Consider the following 20,521-nt stretch of genomic DNA (forward strand, 5'->3'; position numbering starts at 1 on the left):
TTTGTTTTCCGGAGTAATTCCAGAAACCGATACTAGTCTGCGAAATGTGGAATTCAATCAAAACCGTTGAAGGACGGCTTGCGCCGGAAAAATGTGGGAGCGGGCTTGCCCGCGATGGCTGAGGGTCAGTCAACAAACTCATCAACAGGTCCACCGCTATCGCAGGCAAGCCAGCTCCCACATTTGATCTGCGTGTTACTTAGCTATTGGGCAACAACCGGCAGGTAATGCTCTTGATATAGCGCGTCTCGGCAATCGCCGGGTGCACCGGGTGATCCGGGCCCTGGCCGCCGCGTTCGAGCATCTGGATATTGCGGTCCAGGTGACGGGCGCTGGTCAGCAGGATGTTTTGCAGGTCGTCTTCCGGCAGGTGCATGGAGCACGAAGCACTGACCAGGATGCCGTCCTTGCTGAGCAGGCGCATGGCTTGCTCGTTGAGGCGGCGGTAGGCGCCTTCGCCGTTCTTCATGTCTTTTTTGCGTTTGATGAAGGCCGGTGGGTCGGCGACGATCACGTCGAAGCGTTCTTCGCTGGCTTTCAGTTCTTTAAGGGCTTCGAACACGTCGCCTTCGATGCAGGTCATCTTCTCGGCAACCCCGTTCAGCGCGGCGTTGCGCTCTACGCCGTCGAGGGCGAAGGCCGAGGCGTCGACGCAGAACACTTCACTGGCGCCGAAGGCTGCAGCTTGCACGCCCCAGCCGCCGATGTAGCTGTACAGGTCGAGTACGCGTTTGCCTTTGGCGTATGGGGCCAGGCGGGCGCGGTTCATGCGGTGGTCGTAGAACCAGCCGGTTTTCTGGCCCTGGATCACCGGGGCTTCGAATTTCACGCCGTTTTCTTCCAGTGCGACCCATTCCGGCACCAGGCCGAACACGGTTTCGACGTAGCGGTTGAGGCCTTCGGCGTCGCGCGCGGCGGAGTCGTTCTTGAACAGGATGCCGCTCGGCTTGAGCACTTGGGTCAGGGCGGCGATCACGTCTTCTTTATGGGCTTCCATGGTCGCCGAGGCGATCTGTACCACCAGGATGTCGCCGAAACGGTCGACCACCAGGCCCGGCAACAGGTCGGAATCACCGTAGACCAGGCGGTAGAACGGCTTGTCGAACAGGCGGTCACGCAGGGACAGCGCGACGTTGATGCGGTGCACCAGCAGCGATTTATCCAGCGGCAACTTGATGTCGCGCGACAGCAGGCGTGCGCAGATCAGGTTGTTCGGGCTCATGGCCACGATGCCCAAAGTCTTGCCGCCGGCCGCTTCCAGGATAGCCTGGTCGCCTGCCTGGAAGCCGTGAAGTGGGGTGGCGGCCACGTCGATTTCGTTGCTGTAGACCCACAGGTGGCCGTTGCGCAAACGACGATCGGCGTTGGCTTTGAGACGCAGGCTTGGCAGGGACATGACGTCGCTCCGGAAAAAAGAGCGGGAGTATACCTGTTGCGCAGATGTTCATGTGGGAGCTGGCTTGCCTGCGATGCCGACGACTCGGTGTATCTGACGTACGGTGGTGATGCTTTCGCAGCGGTGCGGCGACCCGACAAGCCAGCTCCCACATTTGATCTCATTTCAAACCGGTTTTTGAGGTGTCGGTCAGCTTCCCATAGAGGTTAGAATTCGCGCCTAGTCCAGAGTGTGTATTTATGTCCCCAGAGCTTTCCGCCGAGCAGATCCAACAGGCCCTGCAAGGCATCAGCGTGCCGCCTCAACCGCAAATCATGGTGGATTTGCAGATGGAGCAGTACATGCCCGACCCGGACCTGGAAGTGATCGCGCGGCTGATCTCCCAGGACCCAGGCTTGTCCGGCGCGCTGCTGAAGATCGTCAACTCGCCGTATTACGGCCTGAGCAACAAGATCGCCTCGATCCAGCGCGCGGTGAACCTGCTGGGCAGCCGCTCGATCATCAACCTGATCAACGCGCAGTCGATCAAGGGCGAGATGAGCGACGACACCATCGTCACCCTCAACCGCTTCTGGGACACCGCCCAGGACGTGGCCATGACCTGCCTGACCCTGGCCAAGCGCACTGGCTCGCAAACAGTCGACGAAGCCTATGCCTTGGGCCTGTTCCACGACTGCGGCGTGCCGCTGATGCTCAAGCGCTTCCCCAACTACATGGCGGTGCTGGAGCAGGCTTACGCGAATGCCGGCCCGGACTGCCGCGTGGTCGACACCGAAAACAAGGCGTTCAACACCAACCATGCCGTGGTCGGCTACTACACCGCCAAATCCTGGCGCCTGCCGGAGCATGTCACCGACGCCATCGCCAACCACCACAACGCCCTGGCGATTTTCAGCGATGAGTCGTCGCGCAACCCGCAACTTAAAAACCTGCTGGCGATCCTCAAGATGGCCGAGCACATCTGCTCGTCCTACCGCGTGCTGGGCAACCAGTCGGCGGACCATGAGTGGGATGCCATCGGCCATCTGGTGCTGGATTACGTGGGCCTGTCGGACTACGACTTTGAAAGCCTGAAGCTGTCCATTCGCGAACTGGGCGCCCACTGACCCTTTAAGCAAGAGGTACACATGCCCGAGTTACCCGAAGTCGAAACTACCCGTCGCGGGATTGCGCCGCATTTGGAAGGCCAACGCGTCAGCCGTGTGGTGGTGCGTGAGCGGCGCCTGCGCTGGCCGATCCCGGAAGACCTGGATGTGCGCCTGTCCGGGCAGCGCATCGTGCTGGTGGAGCGACGGGCCAAGTACCTGTTGATCAATGCCGAAGTGGGCACCTTGATCAGCCATTTGGGTATGTCGGGCAATTTGCGCTTGGTAGAAGTCGGCTTGCCGGCGCTCAAGCATGAGCATGTGGACATCGAACTCGAATCTGGCCTGGCGCTGCGCTATACCGACCCTCGGCGTTTCGGCGCGATGCTCTGGAGCCAGGACCCGCATAACCACGAACTGTTGCTGCGCCTTGGGCCAGAGCCGCTGACCGACCTGTTTGATGGCGAGCGCTTGTTCCAGCTCTCGCGTGGCAAGTCGATGGCGGTGAAGCCGTTCATCATGGACAACGCGGTGGTGGTGGGCGTGGGCAATATCTACGCGACGGAAGCGTTGTTTGCGGCGGGGATAGACCCGCGTCGGGCTGCGGGCGGTATCTCACGCGGGCGCTACTTGAAGCTGGCGATCGAGATCAAGCGCGTGCTGGCGGCGGCTATCGAGCGAGGTGGTACTACGTTGCGGGACTTTATCGGCGGCGACGGGCAACCGGGGTATTTCCAGCAGGAGCTGTACGTCTACGGCCGCGGTGGTGAGGCGTGCAAGGTCTGTGGGAGCGAATTGCGCAATGTGGTGCTGGGGCAGCGAGCGAGTGTGTTTTGCCCTAAGTGCCAGAGCTGAGTGCCGGGTGATGGCTGATATCGCCATCGCAGGCAAGCCGCTCCCACATTTAGAGTTGTGAACACATTCAAGTGTGGGAGCGGGCTTGCTCGCGAAGAGGCCTTTACAGGCAATAAGTAACTTCAGGCCTTACCGGTAATCAGCCGGTACTTGGCCATCAACTGTTCTTCAGTCTCAGGCCGTGCCTCATCCAGTGGAATGCAATCCACCGGGCACACTTGCTGGCACTGAGGCTCGTCGTAGTGGCCGACGCACTGGGTACACAGGTTGGGGTCGATCACGTAGATCTCTTCGCCCTGGGAAATCGCAGCGTTCGGGCACTCGGGTTCGCAGACGTCGCAGTTGATGCAATCGTCGGTGATGATCAGGGACATGGAAACTCCTGCCAGGGCTGTCAGCCAGGGCATCTGAAAACTAATGCGCGCAATTGTGCCGCATTGGCGCCCGCAGTGCGAGCGGGCGCCGGTTGAGCGGTCTTACTTCTTGAAGCGCAGGGTCAGCGCATCGGCCACGGCCGGGTGCACGAACTTGGTGATATCTCCGCCCAAAGCGGCAATTTCACGCACCAACGTCGAGGAAATGAACGAATAACGTTCCGACGGCGTCAGGAACAGGCTTTCCACGTCCGGCGCCAGTTGGCGGTTCATGTTGGCCAGCTGGAATTCGTATTCGAAGTCCGACACCGCGCGCAGGCCACGCAGGAACACATTGGCGTTCTGCTCCTTGGCAAAGTGCGCCAGCAGCGTCGAAAAGCCCACCACTTCCACGTTGGGCAGGTGCTTGGTGACCTCACGCGCCAGCTCTACGCGCTGTTCCAGGGGAAACAGCGGGTTTTTCTTGGGGCTGGCGGCGACCGCGATGATCACATGGTCGAACAAGCGAGACGCACGTTCGACCAGATCGCCATGGCCTTTGGTAATCGGGTCGAAGGTACCTGGGTACAACACTCGGTTCATCGCGTCGTCCTGGCGGAGTCCGTTGGGGAACCGGATGGTATCGCAGCATTCCCGGTGTTCCAAGTCGACTTATGTAGATAGATACCGCGAATACCCGGTTTTTTCATGCTGTTTTCAGACGTTCGGCCAATGCTGTCGCCAGTTGCGCGGTCAACCCATACACCGATAATTGCGGGTTGGCGCCAATGCTGGTGGGGAACAGCGAGCCGTCGTGGATCGACAGGTTACGCAATTGATGATGGCGACCGAGGCTGTCGGCCACCGCATTTTTCGGGTCTTCGCCCATGGCGCAACCGCCCATCACATGGGCGCTGCCCAGCGTGGTGCGATGCAGTTCCAGGCTCAAACCGTCGATCAGGCTGCGTGCTTCGGCCAGGGTATTTACGTAGCGTGCATCGTGATGCAACGGCTTGACCGACTTGGCGCCTGCCGCGAACTGAATCTCGGCCATGGTATGAAACGCACGGCGCAGGCCATCCCAGGCGTAGTCTGAGACCTGATAGTCGAGCACCGGCGTGCCGTCGCCGCGTAACTCCACCGTGCCGCCGGGGCTGTCGGGGTGAAAACCGTCGCGCAGCAGGGCAAGCATGGCGTGGGTGTGGGGCAACTGGCTCATGTCCAGCGCATTCCCGGTGCCGTAGCCGCCGAACAGGGTACTGGCCAGGCCTGGATGCAGCGGCGGCGCCTCCAGTTTGTAAGACATTTTGCCGGTGGTGCCGTCCTGCCACTGGAAGTGGTCGGAATAGATCGACTGCGGCGCACCATAGAACGGGTTGATCACCTCGTCGAACTGCCCGGCGGAGAAGTTCACCAGGTGCAGGAAAGTACGCTTGCCCAGCCGTGAATGCGGGTCGGGCGCGTCCGAGCGCATCAGCAGCGCCGGGCTGTTGATGCCGCCGCCCGCCAGCACGTAATGCTTGGCCTTGACCGTGATTTTGCGCCCGGTAGGCGCCACGCAACGTTCATCCATGGCCACGCATTCAAGGCTGCTGATGGTGTCGCCGCTGTATTTCAGGCGCTCGGCGCGGGCCAGGTAGAGCAGTTCGCCGCCCTTCTCCAGGGTGGAGGGAATGGTGGTCACCAGCATCGATTGCTTGGCATTGACCGGGCAACCCATGCCGCAATAACCCAGGTTGAAGCAGCCGCGCACGTTGCGCGGGATCACATGCCAGCTATAACCGAGCTTTTCGCAGCCTTTGCGGATCACATCATTGTTGGCATTCGGTGGAATGGCCCAGGGCGCGATGCCCAGGCGCTGTTCCATCTTTTCGAACCATGGCGCCATTTCGGCGCTGCTGTGGCCTTTGACCGCGTACTCACTGGCCCAGTGGGCGAGGGTGGCATCGGGCGTGCGAAAGCTCGAAGTCCAGTTGATCAGCGTGGTGCCGCCGACGGCCCGGCCCTGCAGGATAGTGATCGCGCCGTCCTTGCTCATGCGGCCGATGCCTTCCTGATAGAGGCTGGCGTAGGCCTCGTCTTCGAGCAGCTTGAAGTCACTGCTGGTCTTGAGCGGGCCTTCTTCGATCAGCAGCACTTTGTAACCCGCCGCACTGAGGATCTCGGCAGTGGTGCCGCCACCGGCGCCGCTGCCGATAATGGCCACATCGGCTTCCAGGGTCAGGTCGCTGTCGAGGGCGGCGCCATTGTGGGTTTTCCAGCCACGGGCCAGGCCATCACGGAACAGATCGGGTACGGGCATAGAAGTGCACTCTTATTTTTATGCGTTAAACGCTACGAAGTTGCGGTCAATGTGGGAGCGGGCTTGCTCGCGAATACGGTCTATCAATTTAGAAATCATTGACTGACCCACCGCTTTCGCGAGCAAGCCCGCTCCCACATTTTTGATCGGGTTGCCAGGCTTAGATCCTGGGTGGGCCGGGGTAGCCGCAATGCGCCCAGGATTGCGGCCGGAAATACCAGGCCATGATCACCAGCTTGAGCAGCGAGCCCTGGCCCATGCGCAGCAGGTTCAGGTAGCTGTTCTCCCAGCGATGCAGGAAGTTGCGGATCTGCTCGCTACTGGCGTTTTCCCAACTGCCCCAGATGCCGGTCAACGGGCCACGGGTGATGCCCATGCTCAGCACGTCGAACAACTGCTGGGTGAGCTTGAACATCTCCGGCGACAGGTTTTGCAGGCTGTAGTCGAGTTTTTTCAGGGTGTCTTCGATGCCGGCGACCACCTCTTGAGCGCTGGCCGCGCCTTCGAGCAACACCGGGATGATTGCGCGCAAAAACGGCAAGTCACTGCTGCGCAGCATGGTAAAGCCACTGGCCGGGGTGCTGCTGGAGCAGCCGCTGAGGCTGGCCCCCAAGCCGGCGGTGGCCAGGAACGCGCTGGCGCACAGGCCGATTTTAAGGACGCCGCGCCGTGACAGCGCAGGTGTTTCAGTCAGGCTAGGGTTCATTGTTATTGTTATCCCGAGGGTGGCGGAATCAGCGGATAAACAGCTTCTGGATCAACTTCTGGATGGCTTTGCCGTAAGGCGGGTAGATCAACTTCGCTGCGTTCAGGCGCTGTTTGACCAACACACCCTTGGCCTTGCTGAACGTGAGGAAACCTTCATGGCCGTGGTAATGGCCCATGCCCGACGGGCCGATGCCGCCAAAAGGCATATCGTCCTGGGCCACATGCAGCAACGTGTCGTTGAGGCAGACACCGCCCGAATGGGTTTCGTGGAGCACGCGGTTCTGTTCGCCCTTGTTGTAGCCGAAGTAATACAGGGCCAGTGGGCGAGGGCGCTGGTTGATGTAGGCAAATGCTTGGTCGAGGCCGCGATAAGGCACGATAGGTAGCAGCGGGCCGAAGATTTCGTCCTGCATCACCGTCATCTCGTCGCTGACATTCAGTAACAGGCTATGGGCCATGCGCCGCTCTTGGCCTTGGTCATACAGCGCAATCACGGTGGCGCCTTTGTCGGTGGCGTCTTTGACGTAGGCATTCAGCCGGGCCTGTTGCCGTTCATTGATGATGGCGGTGTAGTCCGGGTTGTCGGCCAGGGTCGGATAAAACCCACGAACGGCGTTGCTGTAGGCCTCGACGAAACCTTCAACACGGTCTTCCGGCACCAGCACGTAATCCGGCGCCACACAGGTTTGCCCGGCATTCAGGCATTTACCGAAGGCGATACGTTCGGCGGCATCCTTGAGTGGCACATCGGCGGAAACAATGGCCGGTGACTTGCCGCCCAGTTCCAGGGTGACCGGTGTCAGGTGCTCGGCGGCCGCGCGCATCACGTGCTTGCCGATGCTGGTGGCGCCGGTGAACAGCAGGTGATCGAAGCGCAATTTGGAAAACGCCATGCCCACTTCAGCTTCGCCCAGCACCACGCACACCAGGTCCTCGGGGAAAATTTTCGCCAGCAGCACCTTAAGCAGTTCGCCCGTGGCCGGCGTGGATTCACTGAGTTTGAGCATTACCCGGTTTCCCGCCGCCAACGCGCCGACCAATGGGCCAATGGCCAGGTACAGCGGATAGTTCCAGGGGACAATCACCCCGACCACACCCAACGGCTGGTAGATGACTTTGGCTGACGCCGGTTGGAAGGCGATGCCTACCGCACGCCGGGAGGGTTTCATCCAGCCTTTGAGGTGTTTGCTGGCGTAGTGAATGCCATGCAGGCTGGGCATCAACTCGGCGAACAGGGTTTCGTCTGCGCTGCGGTGGCTGAAGTCCTGGCTGATCGCGGTGATCAGTGCTTGGCGTTCGTCGCTGAGTACGTCGCGCAAAGCCTTCAGCCATTGCTGGCGCTGTGCAGCTGGCGGCATCGGGTTGGCCGCGTAGGCGCGACGTTGGGCGTCGAACAGGTCCTGGAGTTGATCCAGCGCCTGGGAATCTTGCAGGTAGGCAACGTTGGCAGACATGGCGCAGTTCCCGATTGTTATAGGTCTGCCTGGATTTTTAGAGTCATTGCTCTAAATTGTCAAATGTCATTGCAGCAACATGCGGATTTATCCTGACAAGGATAGGCCGTAAGATGCCCCATCCCGTGTTCAGAAGCTGATCCCCTATGGCACCACGAGTAAAGACCAGCGAGCGCATTGTGCAAACCAGCCTGGAGCTTTTTAACCAGCAGGGTGAGCGCAGCGTCAGTACCAACCATATCGCCGCCCATATGGAAATTTCCCCGGGCAACCTGTACTACCACTTCCCCAACAAGCAGGCGATCATCGCCGTGCTGTTTCGTGAGTACGAAGCGTTGGTGGACAGTTTTCTGCGCCCGCCCCAGGGCCGCGCCGTTACCGTCGAAGACAAGCGTTTTTACCTGCAGGCCGTGCTGGCGGGCATGTGGCGTTATCGCTTCCTGCATCGGGACCTCGAACACCTGCTGGAAAGCGACCCGGAACTGGCCACTGGCTACCGGCGGTTCTCCCAACGCTGCCTGATCCAGGGTGGGGCGATTTACCAAGGGTTTGTCGACGCCGGCATCCTCAATATGGACCCGGTGCAAACCGAGGCGCTGACCCTCAATGCCTGGATCATCCTCACCTCTTGGGTGCGGTTTCTGTGCACCACCAATGAAAACTCAGCGCACTTGAGCGCCGAAGCGATCAAGCGCGGCGTGTATCAGGTGCTGGTGCTGGAGGCGGGGTTTGTCACGCCTCAGGCGAAAGAGGCGGTGGATGCGTTGTTCAAAGAATTTTACGTGCCGTTGAACCAGGCACTGGAAGAAGTGAAGTAGGACCTTTCCCGAAACTGTTCACAGGAGCCCGTCATGCCGCTTGCCCAACTGATCAGCCCCCAGCAATTGGCCGAACGCCAGAAGGCCGCAGGGCTGGTGATCCTCGATTGTCGTTTTGCCCTCGAAGACCCGGACTACGGGCTGTGCAGCTATGCCGAAGGGCATATCGAAGGCGCGCAATATGCCGACCTTGAGCGACATCTCAGTGGGCCGGTGACCAAAGGCGTGACAGGTCGCCACCCGTTGCCGGCGGCGGATACGTTGGTTGCGCAACTGCGGGCCTGGGGAATTAATGCCAACACCGACATCGTGCTGTACGACGACGGCCCCGGCGCCTATGCCGCCCGCGCGTGGTGGCTGCTGGTCTGGCTGGGTAAGCGTGACGGTGTTTTTATCCTGGACGGTGGCCTCAAGGCCTGGCACGCCGCCGGCTTCCCGTTGAGCCTCGATGCGCCGGTGGTTGAACCGGGAACGTTCGCCGGTACGCCGGACAACCGCCTGCTGCTGGACGCCGAGCATTTGCAAAAACGCCTGGGTGAGCCTGGCCTCACCTTGATCGACGCCCGTGCAGCGGCGCGTTTTCGCGGCGAGGTAGAGCCGATTGACCCGATTGCCGGGCACATTCCCGGAGCGCAATGCGCGGCGTTCAATGAAAACCTGGGCAGTGACGGGCGCTTCCTGCCGGCTGATCAGCTTAAAAAGCGCTTCGCTGCGCAGTTGCAGGGCCGCTCACCGGATGAACTGGTGGCGTATTGCGGTTCGGGCGTGACGGCGTGCCACAACCTGTTTGCCTTGAGTCTGGCGGGCTACCCGTTGGGCAAGTTGTATGCGGGGTCGTGGAGTGAGTGGATTACTGATCCGGCTCGGGCAGTAGCGACTGGCGACTGAGTTCTCGGCCGTGTAAATCCAATCAAACTGTGGGAGCGGGCTTGCTCGCGAATGCGGAGTGTCAGTCGATGGATTTGTGACTGATACACCGCATTCGCGAGCAAGCCCGCTCCCACATTTTTAACCGTGTTGTGTCAGTAACCACTGCGGAATGCGACGTTCCAGGTAGTAGCTCGGGCGTTTCAACGTGCCATCCACAAACCCCACATGGCCACCCTTGGCCAACAACTCAAACTCCGTGCAATCCGAGAGTTCACTGGCCTGCGGCAAGCTGTGTGCGAACACAAACGGGTCATCGGCAGCCTGAATAATCAGGGTTGGCGTGCGGATTTCACCCAGGTAGTAACGGCTCGAGGCGCGGCGGTAATAGTCCTCGGCACTGAGGAAACCGTGCAACGGCGCGGTCACCCGCCCATCGAAGTCCCAGAACGTACGCATTTTCTCCAATGAACCCAGGGCTTCCAGGGTTTTCAGCCCTTCGGCCCGGCCATCCTGTACAAAGCGGGTTTGCTTGACGCGGATATACGCCAACATCTCGCGCATGAAATGCTTTTGATACACCCGCGAAAACCCCAGCCCGATGCGATCGGCGCACTGGTCCAGTCGAAACGGCACCGACACCGCCGCTGCGCCTTGCAGCCCGGACGCCTCGCCGGTTTCGCCCAGGTGCTTGAGCAACACATTGCCGCCCAATGAATACCCCACCGCATACAGCGGCGCCAAGGGTCGCTTGGCACGCAGATGGGCAATCGCCGCCGCCAGGTCTTCACTGGCGCCCGAGTGATAGCTGCGTGCCAACAGGTTCGGCTCGCCTGAGCAGCCGCGCCAATTCAAGGCGGCGCTGGCCCAGCCTTGGGCGGCGAGGGCCTTTTGCAGCCCGGCCACATAAGGCGAGTTGGACGAACCGGTCAGCCCGTGCAGCACCAGCACCAATGGCGCTAGCGCGTCATGGGGGCCATGCCAGTCGAGGTCGAGAAAGTCGCCGTCGTCCAGCCACAGGCGTTCGCGCTGGCGTTCGATGTGGGTGGTGGGGCGCCACAGCGGCCCCCACAAGGTTTGCAAGTGAGGGTTGCCGAGGCCGAAGGCGGGTTTGAACAGCTCGGAGGACGGGATCATGAAACTCTCGGTAGCAAGCGAACTCACTGTGGCGAGCAAGCAAGCTGCCTCGCCACAGATGAAACCGGATCAGGCGGTAGTTTCGACCAACCGGTGCCACAACGCGTAATACACCCGACCGGACTTCTGCTCCCGGTGCAGGCGCCAGCTGCCTGGCAGGCCGAGGGTAGACGGCGCGGTCTCGCTTTCAGTGTAGATCCACGCGTCGGGTGCCAGCCACTGGCGTTCTTCCAGCAACGCGCAAACAGTCGGCAACAGGTTCTGGTTGAACGGCGGGTCGAGGAACACCACGTCGTATTCGCTGGCCGCCTGGGTTTCCAGGTAGCGCAGCGCATCGGCGGTCTGCACCTGGCCGGTGGTGCAACGCAGCGTGCCGAGGTGTTCCTTGAGACTGGACACCGCCACATTGCTGGCATCCAGCGCCTGGCCCTGGGCCGCGCCTCGGGACAGCGCCTCCAGGAACAGCGCGCCACTGCCGGCGAACGGGTCCAGTACCTTGGCGCCGCCGATATACGGCGCGAGCCAGTTGAACAGGGTTTCACGCACGCGGTCCGGCGTTGGGCGCAGGCCCACGACGTCGGGGAAACTCAGCTTGCGGCTGCCCCATTCACCGCCAATGATGCGCAGTTGGCCCACACCGTTATGCACGTTGTGGACAGGTTTTTTCGGGCGAGATGAACTGGCCATTAATGCTCCGGAACCCCGAGCGGCTGCTCGGCGGGTTTATCAGTGGGGGGCGGTAGTGGCTTTTGTGCAATCGTCGGGCCGGCGGTCACGATGACCATCTTGTCGGCGCTCAAGTGTTTATTCATTGCAGCCTTGACCTGCTCTACGGTCAGGGCCTGGGATTGTTTCATGAAATCCTCAAGATAGCTCAGCGGCAGGTTGTAGAAACCCATGGCGCCCAACTGCCCGACGATATCCGCGTTGCTTGCGGTGGACAGCGGGAAGCTGCCGGCCAGCTCACGCTTGGCATCGTCCAGTTCCTTTTGCGTCGGGCCGGACTTGAGGTAGTCGGCCAGCACGTCTTCAACCAGGCGCAGGGTGCCGCCGCTCATTTCGGCGCGGGTCTGCAGGTTGATCATGAACGGGCCACGCACCTGCATCGGCGAGAAGCCGGAGTAAACGCCGTAGGTCAGGCCGCGTTTCTCACGCACTTCGCTCATCAAGCGGGTGCCGAAACCGCCGCCACCGAGGATCTGGTTGCCCAGGGACAAGGCGGCGTAGTCCGGGTCGGCACGGTCGATGCCCAGTTGTGCGAACAGCAAATGGGTTTGCTTGGACGGGAACTCGATATGGCTCAGGCCAGCTTTCGGTTCGGTCGGCTGGGCGATCTTGGCCAGGGCCGGGCCTTTGGGCAGCGATGCGGAGACCTTGGCGGTCATGGCTTCAGCCTCGGCGCGAGTCAGATCGCCCACCACGGCAATCACCGCATTGCCCGCTGCGTAAGCCTTGGCGTGGAACGCCTGCAGCTGCGCCAGGGTAATCGCCGGAATGCTCTCGGGTGTGCCTTCGCTCGGGTGGGCGTAAGGGTGGTCGCCGTACAAACGCTTGAACAACTCAAGGCTGGCCAGCTTGCCCGGGTTCTGTTTCTGGTACTCAAAACCGGCCAGAATCTGGTTCTTGATGCGCGCCAGGGAGTCGGCCGGGAAAGTCGGTTTGCCGATCACTTGGTCAAACAGCGCCAGGGCCGCGTCGCGCTTGTCGCTGTCGCTCAGGCTGCGCAGGGACACCAACGCCATGTCGCGATAAGCGCCGTTGCCAAAGTCCGCGCCCAGGCCTTCAAAGCCGCTGGCGATCTGGCTTACATCCTTGCCTGGTATGCCTTCGTTGAGCATGGCGTTAGTCAACAACGCAACGCCGGGCGTGGTGCCGTCCTGGCTGCTGCCGGCGGCGAACAGGATGCGCATGTCGAACATCGGCAGTTCGTGGGCTTCGACGAACAGCACCTTGGCGCCTTCGGCGGTGGTCCAGGTTTGCACGTCGAGCTTGCGGTTGGTCGGCGCCTTGCCGTCCAGTTCCGCCAAAGATTGCAGTTTGTTGGCCGATTGCGCCTTGTCCAGCGCCTGGCTGGCCACGGACTCACTCGGGCGCAGGAAGTACACGGCGCCGGCGGCGATCAGGGTGACGACGACCAGGCCGGGGAAGATCAGGCGGCTGCTTTTGCGATTACTCATGAGCGGTCTCCTCAGGCAAAACATGGGCGACGCTCAAACGTTCGCGGGTGAAATAAGTACGTGCGGCTTTCTGGATATCTTCCGGGGTGACGCTTTGCAGGTCGGCAAGCTCGGTGTCCATGAGTTTCCACGACAGGCCAACGGTTTCCAGCGAGCCGATGGCCGTGGCCTGGCTGGTGATGGAATCACGTTGGTAAACCACACCGGCAATCACTTGGGCGCGGATGCGCTCCAGTTCTTCGGTGGTCGGCGGCTTGGCTTTCAACTCGTCGAGCAAACGCCACAGGCCGGCTTCGGCCTGGGCAATGGTCTTTTTCTTCTGTTGGTTCGGCGTGGCGCTCAATGTGAACAGGCTGTCACCACGGGTATAGGCGTCGTAGCTGGTGGAGGCGCCGGAGACCAGCTCTTCACCGCGCTCCAGTTGCTCCGAGATACGTGCGCTGTAGCCGCCATCCAGCAAGGCCGAGAGCAGGCGCAGGGCTTGCACCGAGCGTTTGTCCTCGGCAGTCGCGAGGCCCGGCACGTTGAAACCGAGGATCACGCTCGGCAGTTGGGTCTGCACGTGCATGGTCAGCAGGCGCTCGCCAGGTTCGGCCAGTTCCAGCGGGATCTTGGCGGGTGGCACGTCGCGCTTGGGGATTGGGCCGAAGTAACGTTCGGCGAGTTTTTTGACCTCGTCCGGCGTTACGTCGCCGACCACCACCAGCGTGGCGTTGTTCGGCACATACCAGGACTGGTACCAGTGGCGCAGTTCTTCGACTTTCATGCGCTCAAGGTCAGCCATCCAGCCGATGGTCGGCGTGTGGTAGCCGCTGGCGGGGTAGGCCACCGCCTTGAAGCGCTCGTAGGCCTTGGACATCGGGTTGTCGTCGGTGCGCAGGCGGCGTTCTTCCTTGATCACCTCGATTTCGCGGCTGAACTCATCGGCCGGCAGGCGCAGGCTGGCCATGCGGTCGGCTTCCAATTCGAAGGCGACGCCCAGGCGGTCACGGGCCAATACCTGGTAGTACGCGGTGTAGTCGTCGCTGGTGAAGGCGTTTTCTTCGGCGCCCAGGTCGCGCAGGATCAGCGAGGCTTCGCCGGGACCGACTTTGGCGCTGCCCTTGAACATCATGTGTTCCAGAGCGTGGGACAAACCGGTCTGGCCCGGGGTTTCGTAGCTCGAGCCGACCTTGTACCAGACCTGTGAAACCACCACCGGCGCGCGATGGTCTTCGCGCACGACCACTTTAAGGCCGTTATCGAGGGTGAATTCATGGGTGGGTTGTGGGTCGGCAGCCAAGGCTGAAAGAGGCAGACAAACTGTGCTGAGCAGCAGGCCTGCGGCGCGGCGGGCTAGAGCAATCATTCGTGTTTTAACCTGTTGGGCTACCCGCTTGGTCTTAGCGTCGGCGGGCGAGGAGGTGCTAGGATACTGATCCGATTTGGACAGGGCCACTGTGGCGGTCATCTTGTCCCGGTTTCAGTCGTAGGAATGTAGGAGTTGGCGCTGGGTTTCCCCGACGATCTTCTACTTTTCGCCGATTTTGTCGCTTCAGTCCTTTATTGAAACGATTTGTTGAGGCCTTTATTTACGCCTTACAAAATGTTGCGCATGAACAAGCGAGCGTTAACGCAGTCTGTTCTGCATCGAATTTATTTACCGAGGCGCCCTGGCGCATCGCTACTTTGAGATAGCCGTCCTCCATGTTTGGTTCCAACGACGACAAGAAGAGCCCAGCTGCGGCTGGCGAGAAAAAAGGCCTGTTCGGATGGCTGCGCAAAAAGCCGCAGGAAACCGTCGTCGAACAGCCACAGGTTCAGCCTGAGCCGATTCCAGAACCCGTCATAGACGCTGAGCCGCCCGCGCCGGTGGCGTTGCCGATGGCCGAGCCGGTGTTGCAACCGGTGGTTGAGCCAGAGCCTGCGCCCGAGCCCGAGCCCGAGCGCAAACCGTGGTTGGAACTGCCGGTGGCTGAAGAGCCTGTGGCACTGGTTGAAGATGTACAGGCTGAGCACGTCACGCCGCCGATTCCAGCGGTCGTCGAAGCGCCTGCGCCCGTTATTGTTGAGCCAGAGCCTGCACCTGTCGTGGTTGCCGCTCCCGCCATTATCGAGCCGCCGGTCGCCTCGGAGCCTGTTGTGGCTGCCGCTGAAGCCAGCAAAACCGGGTTCTTCGCCCGCCTCAAGCAAGGCCTGAGCAAAACCAGCGCCAGCATCGGCGAAGGCATGGCCAGCCTGTTCCTGGGCAAGAAGGTCATTGATGACGAACTGCTGGAAGACATCGAAACCCGCCTGCTCACCGCCGATGTGGGCGTTGAAGCCACTGCCGTGATCATCCAGAGCCTGACCCAGAAGGTTGCGCGCAAGCAGCTGACTGATGCCGATGCGCTCTACAAGTCCTTGCAGGCCGAACTGGCTGCGATGCTTAAACCTGTAGAAGCCCCGCTGGTGATCACGCCGAACAAGCCGTTCGTGATTCTGGTGGTCGGTGTCAATGGCGCCGGCAAAACCACCACCATCGGCAAGCTGGCCAAGAAGCTGCAGTCCGAAGGCAAGAAAGTCATGCTCGCCGCCGGCGACACCTTCCGCGCCGCTGCCGTGGAGCAGCTGCAGGTCTGGGGTGAGCGCAACAAGATCCCGGTGATCGCCCAGCACACTGGCGCCGATTCCGCCTCGGTGATCTTCGATGCCGTGCAAGCTGCCAAGGCCCGTAACATCGACGTATTGATCGCCGATACCGCCGGTCGCCTGCACACCAAAGACAACTTGATGGAAGAGTTGAAGAAAGTGCGCCGCGTGATCGGCAAGCTCGACGCCGATGCCCCGCACGAAGTGCTGCTGGTGCTCGACGCCGGCACTGGCCAGAACGCCATCAGCCAGGCCAAACAATTCAACCAGACGGTGCAACTGACCGGCCTGGCATTGACTAAGCTCGACGGCACAGCCAAGGGCGGCGTGATCTTCGCCCTGGCTAAACAGTTCGGGTTGCCGATTCGTTATATCGGTGTCGGTGAAGGCATCGACGACCTGCGCACCTTTGAAGCCGAACCCTTTGTACAGGCACTTTTCGCCGAGCGGGAGCGTTCATGATTCGATTCGAACAGGTCGGTAAACGCTACGCCAACGGGCATGTGGGCTTGCATGAGCTGAGCTTTCGAGTACGGCGTGGCGAGTTTCTGTTTGTAACCGGCCACTCGGGCGCCGGTAAAAGTACGCTGCTGCGCCTGTTGCTGGCGATGGAGCGCCCGACCACCGGCAAACTGCTGCTGGCCGGCCAGGATCTGGCAACCATCAGCAATGCACAGATTCCGTTCCTGCGCCGCCAGATCGGCGTGGTGTTCCAGAACCACCAGTTGCTGTTTGATCGCACGGTGTTCAACAACATTGCTCTGCCGTTGCAGATTCTCGGCCTGTCCAAGGCTGAAATCGTCAAGCGCGTGGATTCGGCCCTGGAGCGCGTGGCGCTGTCGGACAAGACCGACCTGTACCCAGGCGACCTGTCCACCGGCCAGCAACAGCGCGTCGGCATCGCCCGCGCCATCGTCCACCGCCCGGCCTTGCTGCTGGCGGACGAACCTACCGGTAACCTCGACCCACGTCTGGCGGCGGAGATCATGGGCGTGTTCGAAGACATCAACCGCCTGGGCACCAGCGTATTGATTGCCAGTCACGACCTGGCCCTGATCGCTCGCATGCGCCACCGTATGCTGACCCTGCAACGCGGCCGCCTGATCGGTGACGGGGAGGCTGGCGTATGAGTGCCACTCGCAGCCCCAAGGTTTCCGAACGTGTGGCGCCAAAAGCCGCCGACCCGCAACCGCCGAAGAAAAAACGCGACGAAGATGATGGCCCGGATTTCGCCACGCTGCTGCGCGCCTGGATCGAAAGCCATCGCGCCAGCTTGGTCGACAGCCTGCGTCGCCTGGGCAAACAGCCGATCGGCAGCTTTTTCACCTGCCTGGTAATGGCTGTGGCATTGAGCCTGCCGATGGGTTTGTCGCTGCTGCTTAATAATGTGGAGCGCCTGGGCGGTTCCTGGCAGCGCGCGGCGCAGATTTCCCTGTACCTGGACCTCGACACCAGCGCCAAAGATGGCGAGAGCCTGCGCGACGACATCAAGAACCTGCCGGGCGTGGCGGATGCCGAATACATCAGTCGCGATCAGGCGCTTGAAGAGTTCCAGCAGCAATCGGGCCTGGGTGAGGCGCTCAAAGAGCTGCCGCAGAACCCGCTACCGGGCGTGGTGCTGGTGACGCCGAACGAAGTCGACAAGCCGGCGCTTGAGGCCCTGCGACAAAAACTCGCAGAGATGCCGAAGGTGCAACAGGCACAACTTGATCTAGTCTGGGTAGAGCGCCTGGCAGCCATCCTTAAGCTGGGCGACCGCTTTGTGTTCGGTCTGACGGTGTTGTTGGTGTCTGCATTACTTTTGGTGATAGGTAATACCATTCGTCTTCATATTGAAAACCGCCGCACCGAGATAGAAGTGATTAAACTGGTCGGCGGCACAGACAGCTATGTGCGTAGGCCTTTTCTGTACATGGGCGCGCTTTATGGCTTTGGTGCCGGGATTTTGTCCTGGGGCGTGCTGGCTTTTGGCTTGAACTGGCTGAACGACGCGGTAGTCGGGCTGGCCGGCTTGTACGGCAGTGATTTTGCCTTGGCCGGCGTGCCCGTCGCCGACGGTCTGAGTCTCTTGCTTGGCGCCGTCTTGTTGGGGTATATCGGTGCTTGGATTGCGGTCGCTCGTCATTTACGTGAGCTGGCACCGAAGTAGTTAATGTCAGATTAATGTGGTTTCGTTTGTATTGACCGTATTGGTGGTTTAGGGAACTTGTCCTACGGTTCCCGGTCAATTTTCGCAGTGCTGAACTGCACGAGTTATGTGAGTCGGAGGTTTTTTCGTATGACCACTTCTTTGCAACCTGCTTATGCTCTGGTCCCAGGTGCGAACCTGGAGGCCTATGTGCACACGGTCAACAGCATTCCATTGCTGACGCCCGAGCAGGAGCGTGAACTGGCCGAGAGTCTCTACTATGAGCAGGATTTGGGGGCGGCTCGGCAGATGGTGCTCGCCCACCTGCGTTTTGTCGTACATATCGCCCGTAGCTATAGCGGCTACGGCCTGGCCCAGGCTGACCTGATCCAGGAAGGTAACGTCGGCCTGATGAAGGCTGTAAAGCGCTTCAACCCTGAAATGGGCGTGCGCCTGGTGTCGTTTGCCGTGCACTGGATCAAGGCGGAAATCCACGAGTTCATCCTGCGCAATTGGCGCATCGTGAAAGTCGCGACCACCAAGGCCCAGCGCAAGCTGTTCTTCAACCTGCGCAGCCAGAAAAAACGCCTGGCGTGGCTGAACAACGAGGAAGTCCACCGCGTGGCTGAAAGCCTTGGTGTGGAGCCGCGTGAAGTGCGCGAGATGGAAAGTCGCCTGACCGGCCATGACATGGCCTTCGACCCGGCCGCTGAAGCGGACGACGACAGCGCCTTCCAATCGCCGGCCAACTACCTGGAAGACCACCGGTACGACCCGGCACGTCAACTGGAAGACGCCGACTGGAGCGACAACTCCAACCAGAACCTGCACGAAGCGCTGGAAGTTCTGGACGACCGCAGCCGTGACATCCTCTATCAGCGCTGGCTGGCAGAAGACAAAGCCACGCTGCACGACCTGGCACAAAAGTACAACGTGTCGGCCGAGCGGATTCGTCAGCTTGAGAAAAGCGCGATGAACAAGCTGAAGTTGTCGATCGCCGCTTAAAACGCGGGTATCGAAAACAGCACGATCGAATGTGGGAGCGGGCTTGCTCGCGAAAGCGGAGTGTCAGTCACTGTAGATATTGACTGAACCACCGCATTCGCGAGCAAGCCCGCTCCCACATTTGTTTTTGTGTTGTGTCAGTCAGCCCACGGTGCCTTTCGGGAGTTATTCAACTCCACCAAGTAACCATCCCCACCCAACTGGCTCATCTGCTGCCGAATCCACGCCGCCCTCCGTGCCACATACGCCGTTGGATGGCTGGCACTCCACACCCGTGGATTAGGCAAAACCGCCGCCAGATAGCTGGCCTGCTGACGGGACAGCGCCTTGGCACTCACGCCAAAGTGATGCCGCGCGGCGGCCTCTGCGCCAAACACGCCTTCATCCCACTCCACGCTATTGAGGTACACCTCAAGAATCCGCTGCTTGGGCCACAACACCTCGGTCAGTGCGGTAAACCAGGCTTCCAGGCCTTTGCGCAGATAACTGCGGCCGGTCCACAAAAACAGGTTCTTCGACACTTGCTGGCTCAAGGTGCTGGCGCCGCGAATCGAACCGCCGCGCTCGTTATGCAGCAGCGCCGCCTGGATCGCGCCGAAATCAAAACCCCAGTGCTGCGGGAAACGCTGGTCTTCACCGGCCATTACCGCCACTTTAAGTTCGTCGGATATCTCGTCCCACGCCACCCAGGTGCGTTGCAGGTCAATCGGCTCGCCGTCGACCCAGGATTCAATCTTGCGCTCCACCATCAGCGCAGTGAACGGCGGCGGCACCACACGACACAGCAGCACCAGCAGCACACTGCCGATAGCAAACCATTTAAGGACGTTAAGAAAGCGCTTGAAGAGGAGACGCAGCATAGAGATGGCTTGGCCGAACCCGTTGAGCGGGCCACTATACAGACCCTGCCCATCGAGTCTGACTGGAGTTCCTCATGCTGCGTAGCTTTCTGATGCTGGCTGCCTTTTTCGGCTTTACCGGCGTCGCCCTCGGCGCCTTTGCCGCCCACGGCCTGAAAAACCGCCTGAGCGCCGAGTACCTGGCGATCTTCCATACGGGCGTCACCTACCAGTTGGTGCACGCCCTGGCGCTGTTCGGCGTGGCATTGCTGGCCGCGCATATTCCTGGCCGGCTGGTCAGCTGGGCGGGCATCTCCTTTACCGTCGGTATCCTGCTGTTCTCGGGCAGTCTGTATGCGCTGACCCTGACCGGCATCAGCAAGCTCGGCATCATTACGCCGTTTGGGGGGCTGGCCTTCCTGCTCGGCTGGTTCTTCCTCGGTTTGACTGCATGGCGTCTACAGGTCGCCTGACCAAGGGACTTGGGTCAGCCACGCTGATCGGGCTAGAATGCTGGCCCCTAAAAACGATGGCGGCCCGTGGCATGCGCATTCAGTTGAACGGCGAACCCCTTGAACTGCCCGACGGTGAAACCGTTGCGGCCCTGCTGACCCGTCTGGACCTGACCGGACGCCGAGTCGCAGTGGAGCTCAACCTGGATATCGTCCCGCGTAGCCAGCATGCCGAAACCGCGCTCACCGAAGGTGATCAGGTGGAAGTGGTCCACGCCATCGGCGGCGGCTAGCCGCCCGGCGCTCAAGGGCGCCAACCCGGATTCTGCAGAACC

Annotated in this window: 21 protein-coding genes; 10 read left to right on the top strand and 11 right to left on the bottom strand. The window is 60.8% G+C overall.

Annotated elements, in window-relative coordinates:
- Positions 1–199: 199 nt before the first annotated feature.
- On the bottom strand, positions 200–1,396 hold the full coding sequence (locus FFI16_RS28550) for a class I SAM-dependent rRNA methyltransferase (RefSeq protein WP_003213799.1): 1,197 nt from the start codon (positions 1,394–1,396) through the stop codon (positions 200–202).
- Positions 1,397–1,689: 293 nt separating this feature from the next.
- On the opposite strand from FFI16_RS28550, the gene FFI16_RS28555 reads away from it, so the two are divergent.
- Both FFI16_RS28555 and mutM read left to right on the top strand, forming a co-directional pair.
- Positions 1,690–2,502: an HDOD domain-containing protein gene (locus FFI16_RS28555; protein ID WP_178112757.1), complete on the top strand. Its 813-nt coding sequence runs from the start codon at positions 1,690–1,692 to the stop codon at positions 2,500–2,502.
- Positions 2,503–2,523: 21 nt separating this feature from the next.
- On the top strand, positions 2,524–3,336 hold the full coding sequence (mutM, locus tag FFI16_RS28560) for a bifunctional DNA-formamidopyrimidine glycosylase/DNA-(apurinic or apyrimidinic site) lyase (RefSeq protein ID WP_017139476.1): 813 nt from the start codon (positions 2,524–2,526) through the stop codon (positions 3,334–3,336).
- Positions 3,337–3,458: 122 nt separating this feature from the next.
- On the opposite strand, the gene FFI16_RS28565 is transcribed toward mutM, so the two are convergent.
- From FFI16_RS28565 to FFI16_RS28585, 5 genes are all read right to left on the bottom strand, one after another.
- A complete protein-coding gene (locus FFI16_RS28565) occupies positions 3,459–3,710 on the bottom strand; it encodes a YfhL family 4Fe-4S dicluster ferredoxin (RefSeq protein WP_092231154.1) in 252 nt (83 codons plus the stop codon).
- 102 nt (positions 3,711–3,812) lie between these two features.
- The gene (coaD, locus tag FFI16_RS28570; protein WP_003176711.1) at positions 3,813–4,292 is read right to left on the bottom strand and encodes a pantetheine-phosphate adenylyltransferase; all 480 of its coding nucleotides are present in this window, start codon (positions 4,290–4,292) and stop codon (positions 3,813–3,815) included.
- A gap of 103 nt (positions 4,293–4,395) precedes the next feature.
- Positions 4,396–5,991 carry a GMC family oxidoreductase gene (locus FFI16_RS28575; RefSeq protein WP_138813446.1) on the bottom strand — a complete coding sequence of 532 codons (1,596 nt, stop codon included), beginning with the start codon at positions 5,989–5,991 and terminating at the stop codon, positions 4,396–4,398.
- Positions 5,992–6,151: 160 nt separating this feature from the next.
- On the bottom strand, positions 6,152–6,697 hold the full coding sequence (locus FFI16_RS28580; RefSeq protein WP_138813447.1) for a twin-arginine translocation pathway signal protein: 546 nt from the start codon (positions 6,695–6,697) through the stop codon (positions 6,152–6,154).
- Positions 6,698–6,725: 28 nt separating this feature from the next.
- A complete protein-coding gene (locus FFI16_RS28585; RefSeq protein ID WP_138813448.1) occupies positions 6,726–8,153 on the bottom strand; it encodes a coniferyl aldehyde dehydrogenase in 1,428 nt (475 codons plus the stop codon).
- Between the two features lie 146 nt (positions 8,154–8,299).
- On the opposite strand from FFI16_RS28585, the gene FFI16_RS28590 reads away from it, so the two are divergent.
- Both FFI16_RS28590 and FFI16_RS28595 read left to right on the top strand, forming a co-directional pair.
- A complete protein-coding gene (locus FFI16_RS28590) occupies positions 8,300–8,971 on the top strand; it encodes a TetR/AcrR family transcriptional regulator (protein WP_025859550.1) in 672 nt (223 codons plus the stop codon).
- 33 nt (positions 8,972–9,004) lie between these two features.
- A complete protein-coding gene (locus tag FFI16_RS28595) occupies positions 9,005–9,859 on the top strand; it encodes a sulfurtransferase (protein WP_138813449.1) in 855 nt (284 codons plus the stop codon).
- Positions 9,860–9,979: 120 nt separating this feature from the next.
- On the opposite strand, the gene FFI16_RS28600 is transcribed toward FFI16_RS28595, so the two are convergent.
- The 4 genes from FFI16_RS28600 to FFI16_RS28615 all read right to left on the bottom strand — a co-directional run bounded on the left by FFI16_RS28600 (position 9,980) and on the right by FFI16_RS28615 (position 14,500).
- Positions 9,980–10,975 (bottom strand): hydrolase, encoded by a 996-nt coding sequence (locus tag FFI16_RS28600; RefSeq protein WP_138813450.1) that lies wholly within the window; start codon positions 10,973–10,975, stop codon positions 9,980–9,982.
- A 69-nt stretch (positions 10,976–11,044) separates the two neighbouring features.
- Complete coding sequence (gene rsmD, locus FFI16_RS28605) at positions 11,045–11,662, bottom strand: 16S rRNA (guanine(966)-N(2))-methyltransferase RsmD (protein WP_138813451.1); 618 nt, start codon at positions 11,660–11,662, stop codon at positions 11,045–11,047.
- Entirely contained in the window at positions 11,662–13,152 is a 1,491-nt protein-coding gene (locus FFI16_RS28610; protein ID WP_138813452.1) for a pitrilysin family protein, read from the bottom strand. The genes rsmD and FFI16_RS28610 overlap by 1 nt, the downstream gene beginning before the upstream one ends.
- Positions 13,145–14,500: a pitrilysin family protein gene (locus FFI16_RS28615; RefSeq protein ID WP_138813453.1), complete on the bottom strand. Its 1,356-nt coding sequence runs from the start codon at positions 14,498–14,500 to the stop codon at positions 13,145–13,147. The genes FFI16_RS28610 and FFI16_RS28615 overlap by 8 nt, the downstream gene beginning before the upstream one ends.
- A 338-nt stretch (positions 14,501–14,838) precedes the next feature.
- Between FFI16_RS28615 and ftsY the strand changes: the two genes are divergently transcribed.
- The 4 genes from ftsY (at position 14,839) to rpoH (ending at position 18,895) form a co-directional block, all read left to right on the top strand.
- Positions 14,839–16,224, top strand: a complete 1,386-nt coding sequence (gene ftsY / locus FFI16_RS28620; protein ID WP_138813454.1) for a signal recognition particle-docking protein FtsY — start codon at positions 14,839–14,841, stop codon at positions 16,222–16,224.
- A complete protein-coding gene (gene ftsE / locus FFI16_RS28625; RefSeq protein ID WP_003213784.1) occupies positions 16,221–16,892 on the top strand; it encodes a cell division ATP-binding protein FtsE in 672 nt (223 codons plus the stop codon). Before ftsY ends, ftsE begins: the two co-directional genes overlap by 4 nt.
- Complete coding sequence (ftsX, locus tag FFI16_RS28630; RefSeq protein ID WP_138813455.1) at positions 16,889–17,911, top strand: permease-like cell division protein FtsX; 1,023 nt, start codon at positions 16,889–16,891, stop codon at positions 17,909–17,911. Before ftsE ends, ftsX begins: the two co-directional genes overlap by 4 nt.
- Before the next feature lie 129 nt (positions 17,912–18,040).
- Positions 18,041–18,895 carry an RNA polymerase sigma factor RpoH gene (gene rpoH, locus FFI16_RS28635; RefSeq protein WP_065912223.1) on the top strand — a complete coding sequence of 285 codons (855 nt, stop codon included), beginning with the start codon at positions 18,041–18,043 and terminating at the stop codon, positions 18,893–18,895.
- Positions 18,896–19,032: 137 nt separating this feature from the next.
- Here the strand turns inward: rpoH and mtgA are convergent, their stop codons facing one another.
- A complete protein-coding gene (gene mtgA / locus FFI16_RS28640) occupies positions 19,033–19,755 on the bottom strand; it encodes a monofunctional biosynthetic peptidoglycan transglycosylase (RefSeq protein ID WP_138813456.1) in 723 nt (240 codons plus the stop codon).
- A 74-nt stretch (positions 19,756–19,829) separates the two neighbouring features.
- Here mtgA and FFI16_RS28645 point away from each other — a divergent pair, with 74 nt between their 5' ends.
- Complete coding sequence (locus FFI16_RS28645) at positions 19,830–20,207, top strand: DUF423 domain-containing protein (RefSeq protein ID WP_056857688.1); 378 nt, start codon at positions 19,830–19,832, stop codon at positions 20,205–20,207.
- Between the two features lie 71 nt (positions 20,208–20,278).
- Positions 20,279–20,479: a sulfur carrier protein ThiS gene (gene thiS / locus FFI16_RS28650; protein ID WP_178112716.1), complete on the top strand. Its 201-nt coding sequence runs from the start codon at positions 20,279–20,281 to the stop codon at positions 20,477–20,479.
- The last annotated feature ends 42 nt before the right edge of the window (positions 20,480–20,521 follow it).

Source organism: Pseudomonas sp. KBS0710, assembly GCF_005938045.2.
Classification (GTDB): Bacteria; Pseudomonadota; Gammaproteobacteria; order Pseudomonadales; family Pseudomonadaceae; genus Aquipseudomonas.

Excerpts from the sequence above, each read along its gene's own strand:
- FFI16_RS28550 (WP_003213799.1), bottom strand. The coding sequence starts at position 1,396 with ATGTCCCTGCCAAGCCTGCGTCTCAAAGCCAACGCCGATCGTCGTTTG.
- mutM (WP_017139476.1), top strand. The coding sequence starts at position 2,524 with ATGCCCGAGTTACCCGAAGTCGAAACTACCCGTCGCGGGATTGCGCCG.
- FFI16_RS28565 (WP_092231154.1), bottom strand. The coding sequence starts at position 3,710 with ATGTCCCTGATCATCACCGACGATTGCATCAACTGCGACGTCTGCGAA.
- coaD (WP_003176711.1), bottom strand. The coding sequence starts at position 4,292 with ATGAACCGAGTGTTGTACCCAGGTACCTTCGACCCGATTACCAAAGGC.
- FFI16_RS28575 (WP_138813446.1), bottom strand. The coding sequence starts at position 5,991 with ATGCCCGTACCCGATCTGTTCCGTGATGGCCTGGCCCGTGGCTGGAAA.
- FFI16_RS28580 (WP_138813447.1), bottom strand. The coding sequence starts at position 6,697 with ATGAACCCTAGCCTGACTGAAACACCTGCGCTGTCACGGCGCGGCGTC.
- FFI16_RS28585 (WP_138813448.1), bottom strand. The coding sequence starts at position 8,153 with ATGTCTGCCAACGTTGCCTACCTGCAAGATTCCCAGGCGCTGGATCAA.
- FFI16_RS28590 (WP_025859550.1), top strand. The coding sequence starts at position 8,300 with ATGGCACCACGAGTAAAGACCAGCGAGCGCATTGTGCAAACCAGCCTG.
- FFI16_RS28595 (WP_138813449.1), top strand. The coding sequence starts at position 9,005 with ATGCCGCTTGCCCAACTGATCAGCCCCCAGCAATTGGCCGAACGCCAG.
- FFI16_RS28600 (WP_138813450.1), bottom strand. The coding sequence starts at position 10,975 with ATGATCCCGTCCTCCGAGCTGTTCAAACCCGCCTTCGGCCTCGGCAAC.
- rsmD (WP_138813451.1), bottom strand. The coding sequence starts at position 11,662 with ATGGCCAGTTCATCTCGCCCGAAAAAACCTGTCCACAACGTGCATAAC.
- FFI16_RS28610 (WP_138813452.1), bottom strand. The coding sequence starts at position 13,152 with ATGAGTAATCGCAAAAGCAGCCGCCTGATCTTCCCCGGCCTGGTCGTC.
- FFI16_RS28615 (WP_138813453.1), bottom strand. The coding sequence starts at position 14,500 with ATGATTGCTCTAGCCCGCCGCGCCGCAGGCCTGCTGCTCAGCACAGTT.
- ftsY (WP_138813454.1), top strand. The coding sequence starts at position 14,839 with ATGTTTGGTTCCAACGACGACAAGAAGAGCCCAGCTGCGGCTGGCGAG.
- ftsE (WP_003213784.1), top strand. The coding sequence starts at position 16,221 with ATGATTCGATTCGAACAGGTCGGTAAACGCTACGCCAACGGGCATGTG.
- ftsX (WP_138813455.1), top strand. The coding sequence starts at position 16,889 with ATGAGTGCCACTCGCAGCCCCAAGGTTTCCGAACGTGTGGCGCCAAAA.
- rpoH (WP_065912223.1), top strand. The coding sequence starts at position 18,041 with ATGACCACTTCTTTGCAACCTGCTTATGCTCTGGTCCCAGGTGCGAAC.
- mtgA (WP_138813456.1), bottom strand. The coding sequence starts at position 19,755 with ATGCTGCGTCTCCTCTTCAAGCGCTTTCTTAACGTCCTTAAATGGTTT.
- FFI16_RS28645 (WP_056857688.1), top strand. The coding sequence starts at position 19,830 with ATGCTGCGTAGCTTTCTGATGCTGGCTGCCTTTTTCGGCTTTACCGGC.
- thiS (WP_178112716.1), top strand. The coding sequence starts at position 20,279 with ATGCGCATTCAGTTGAACGGCGAACCCCTTGAACTGCCCGACGGTGAA.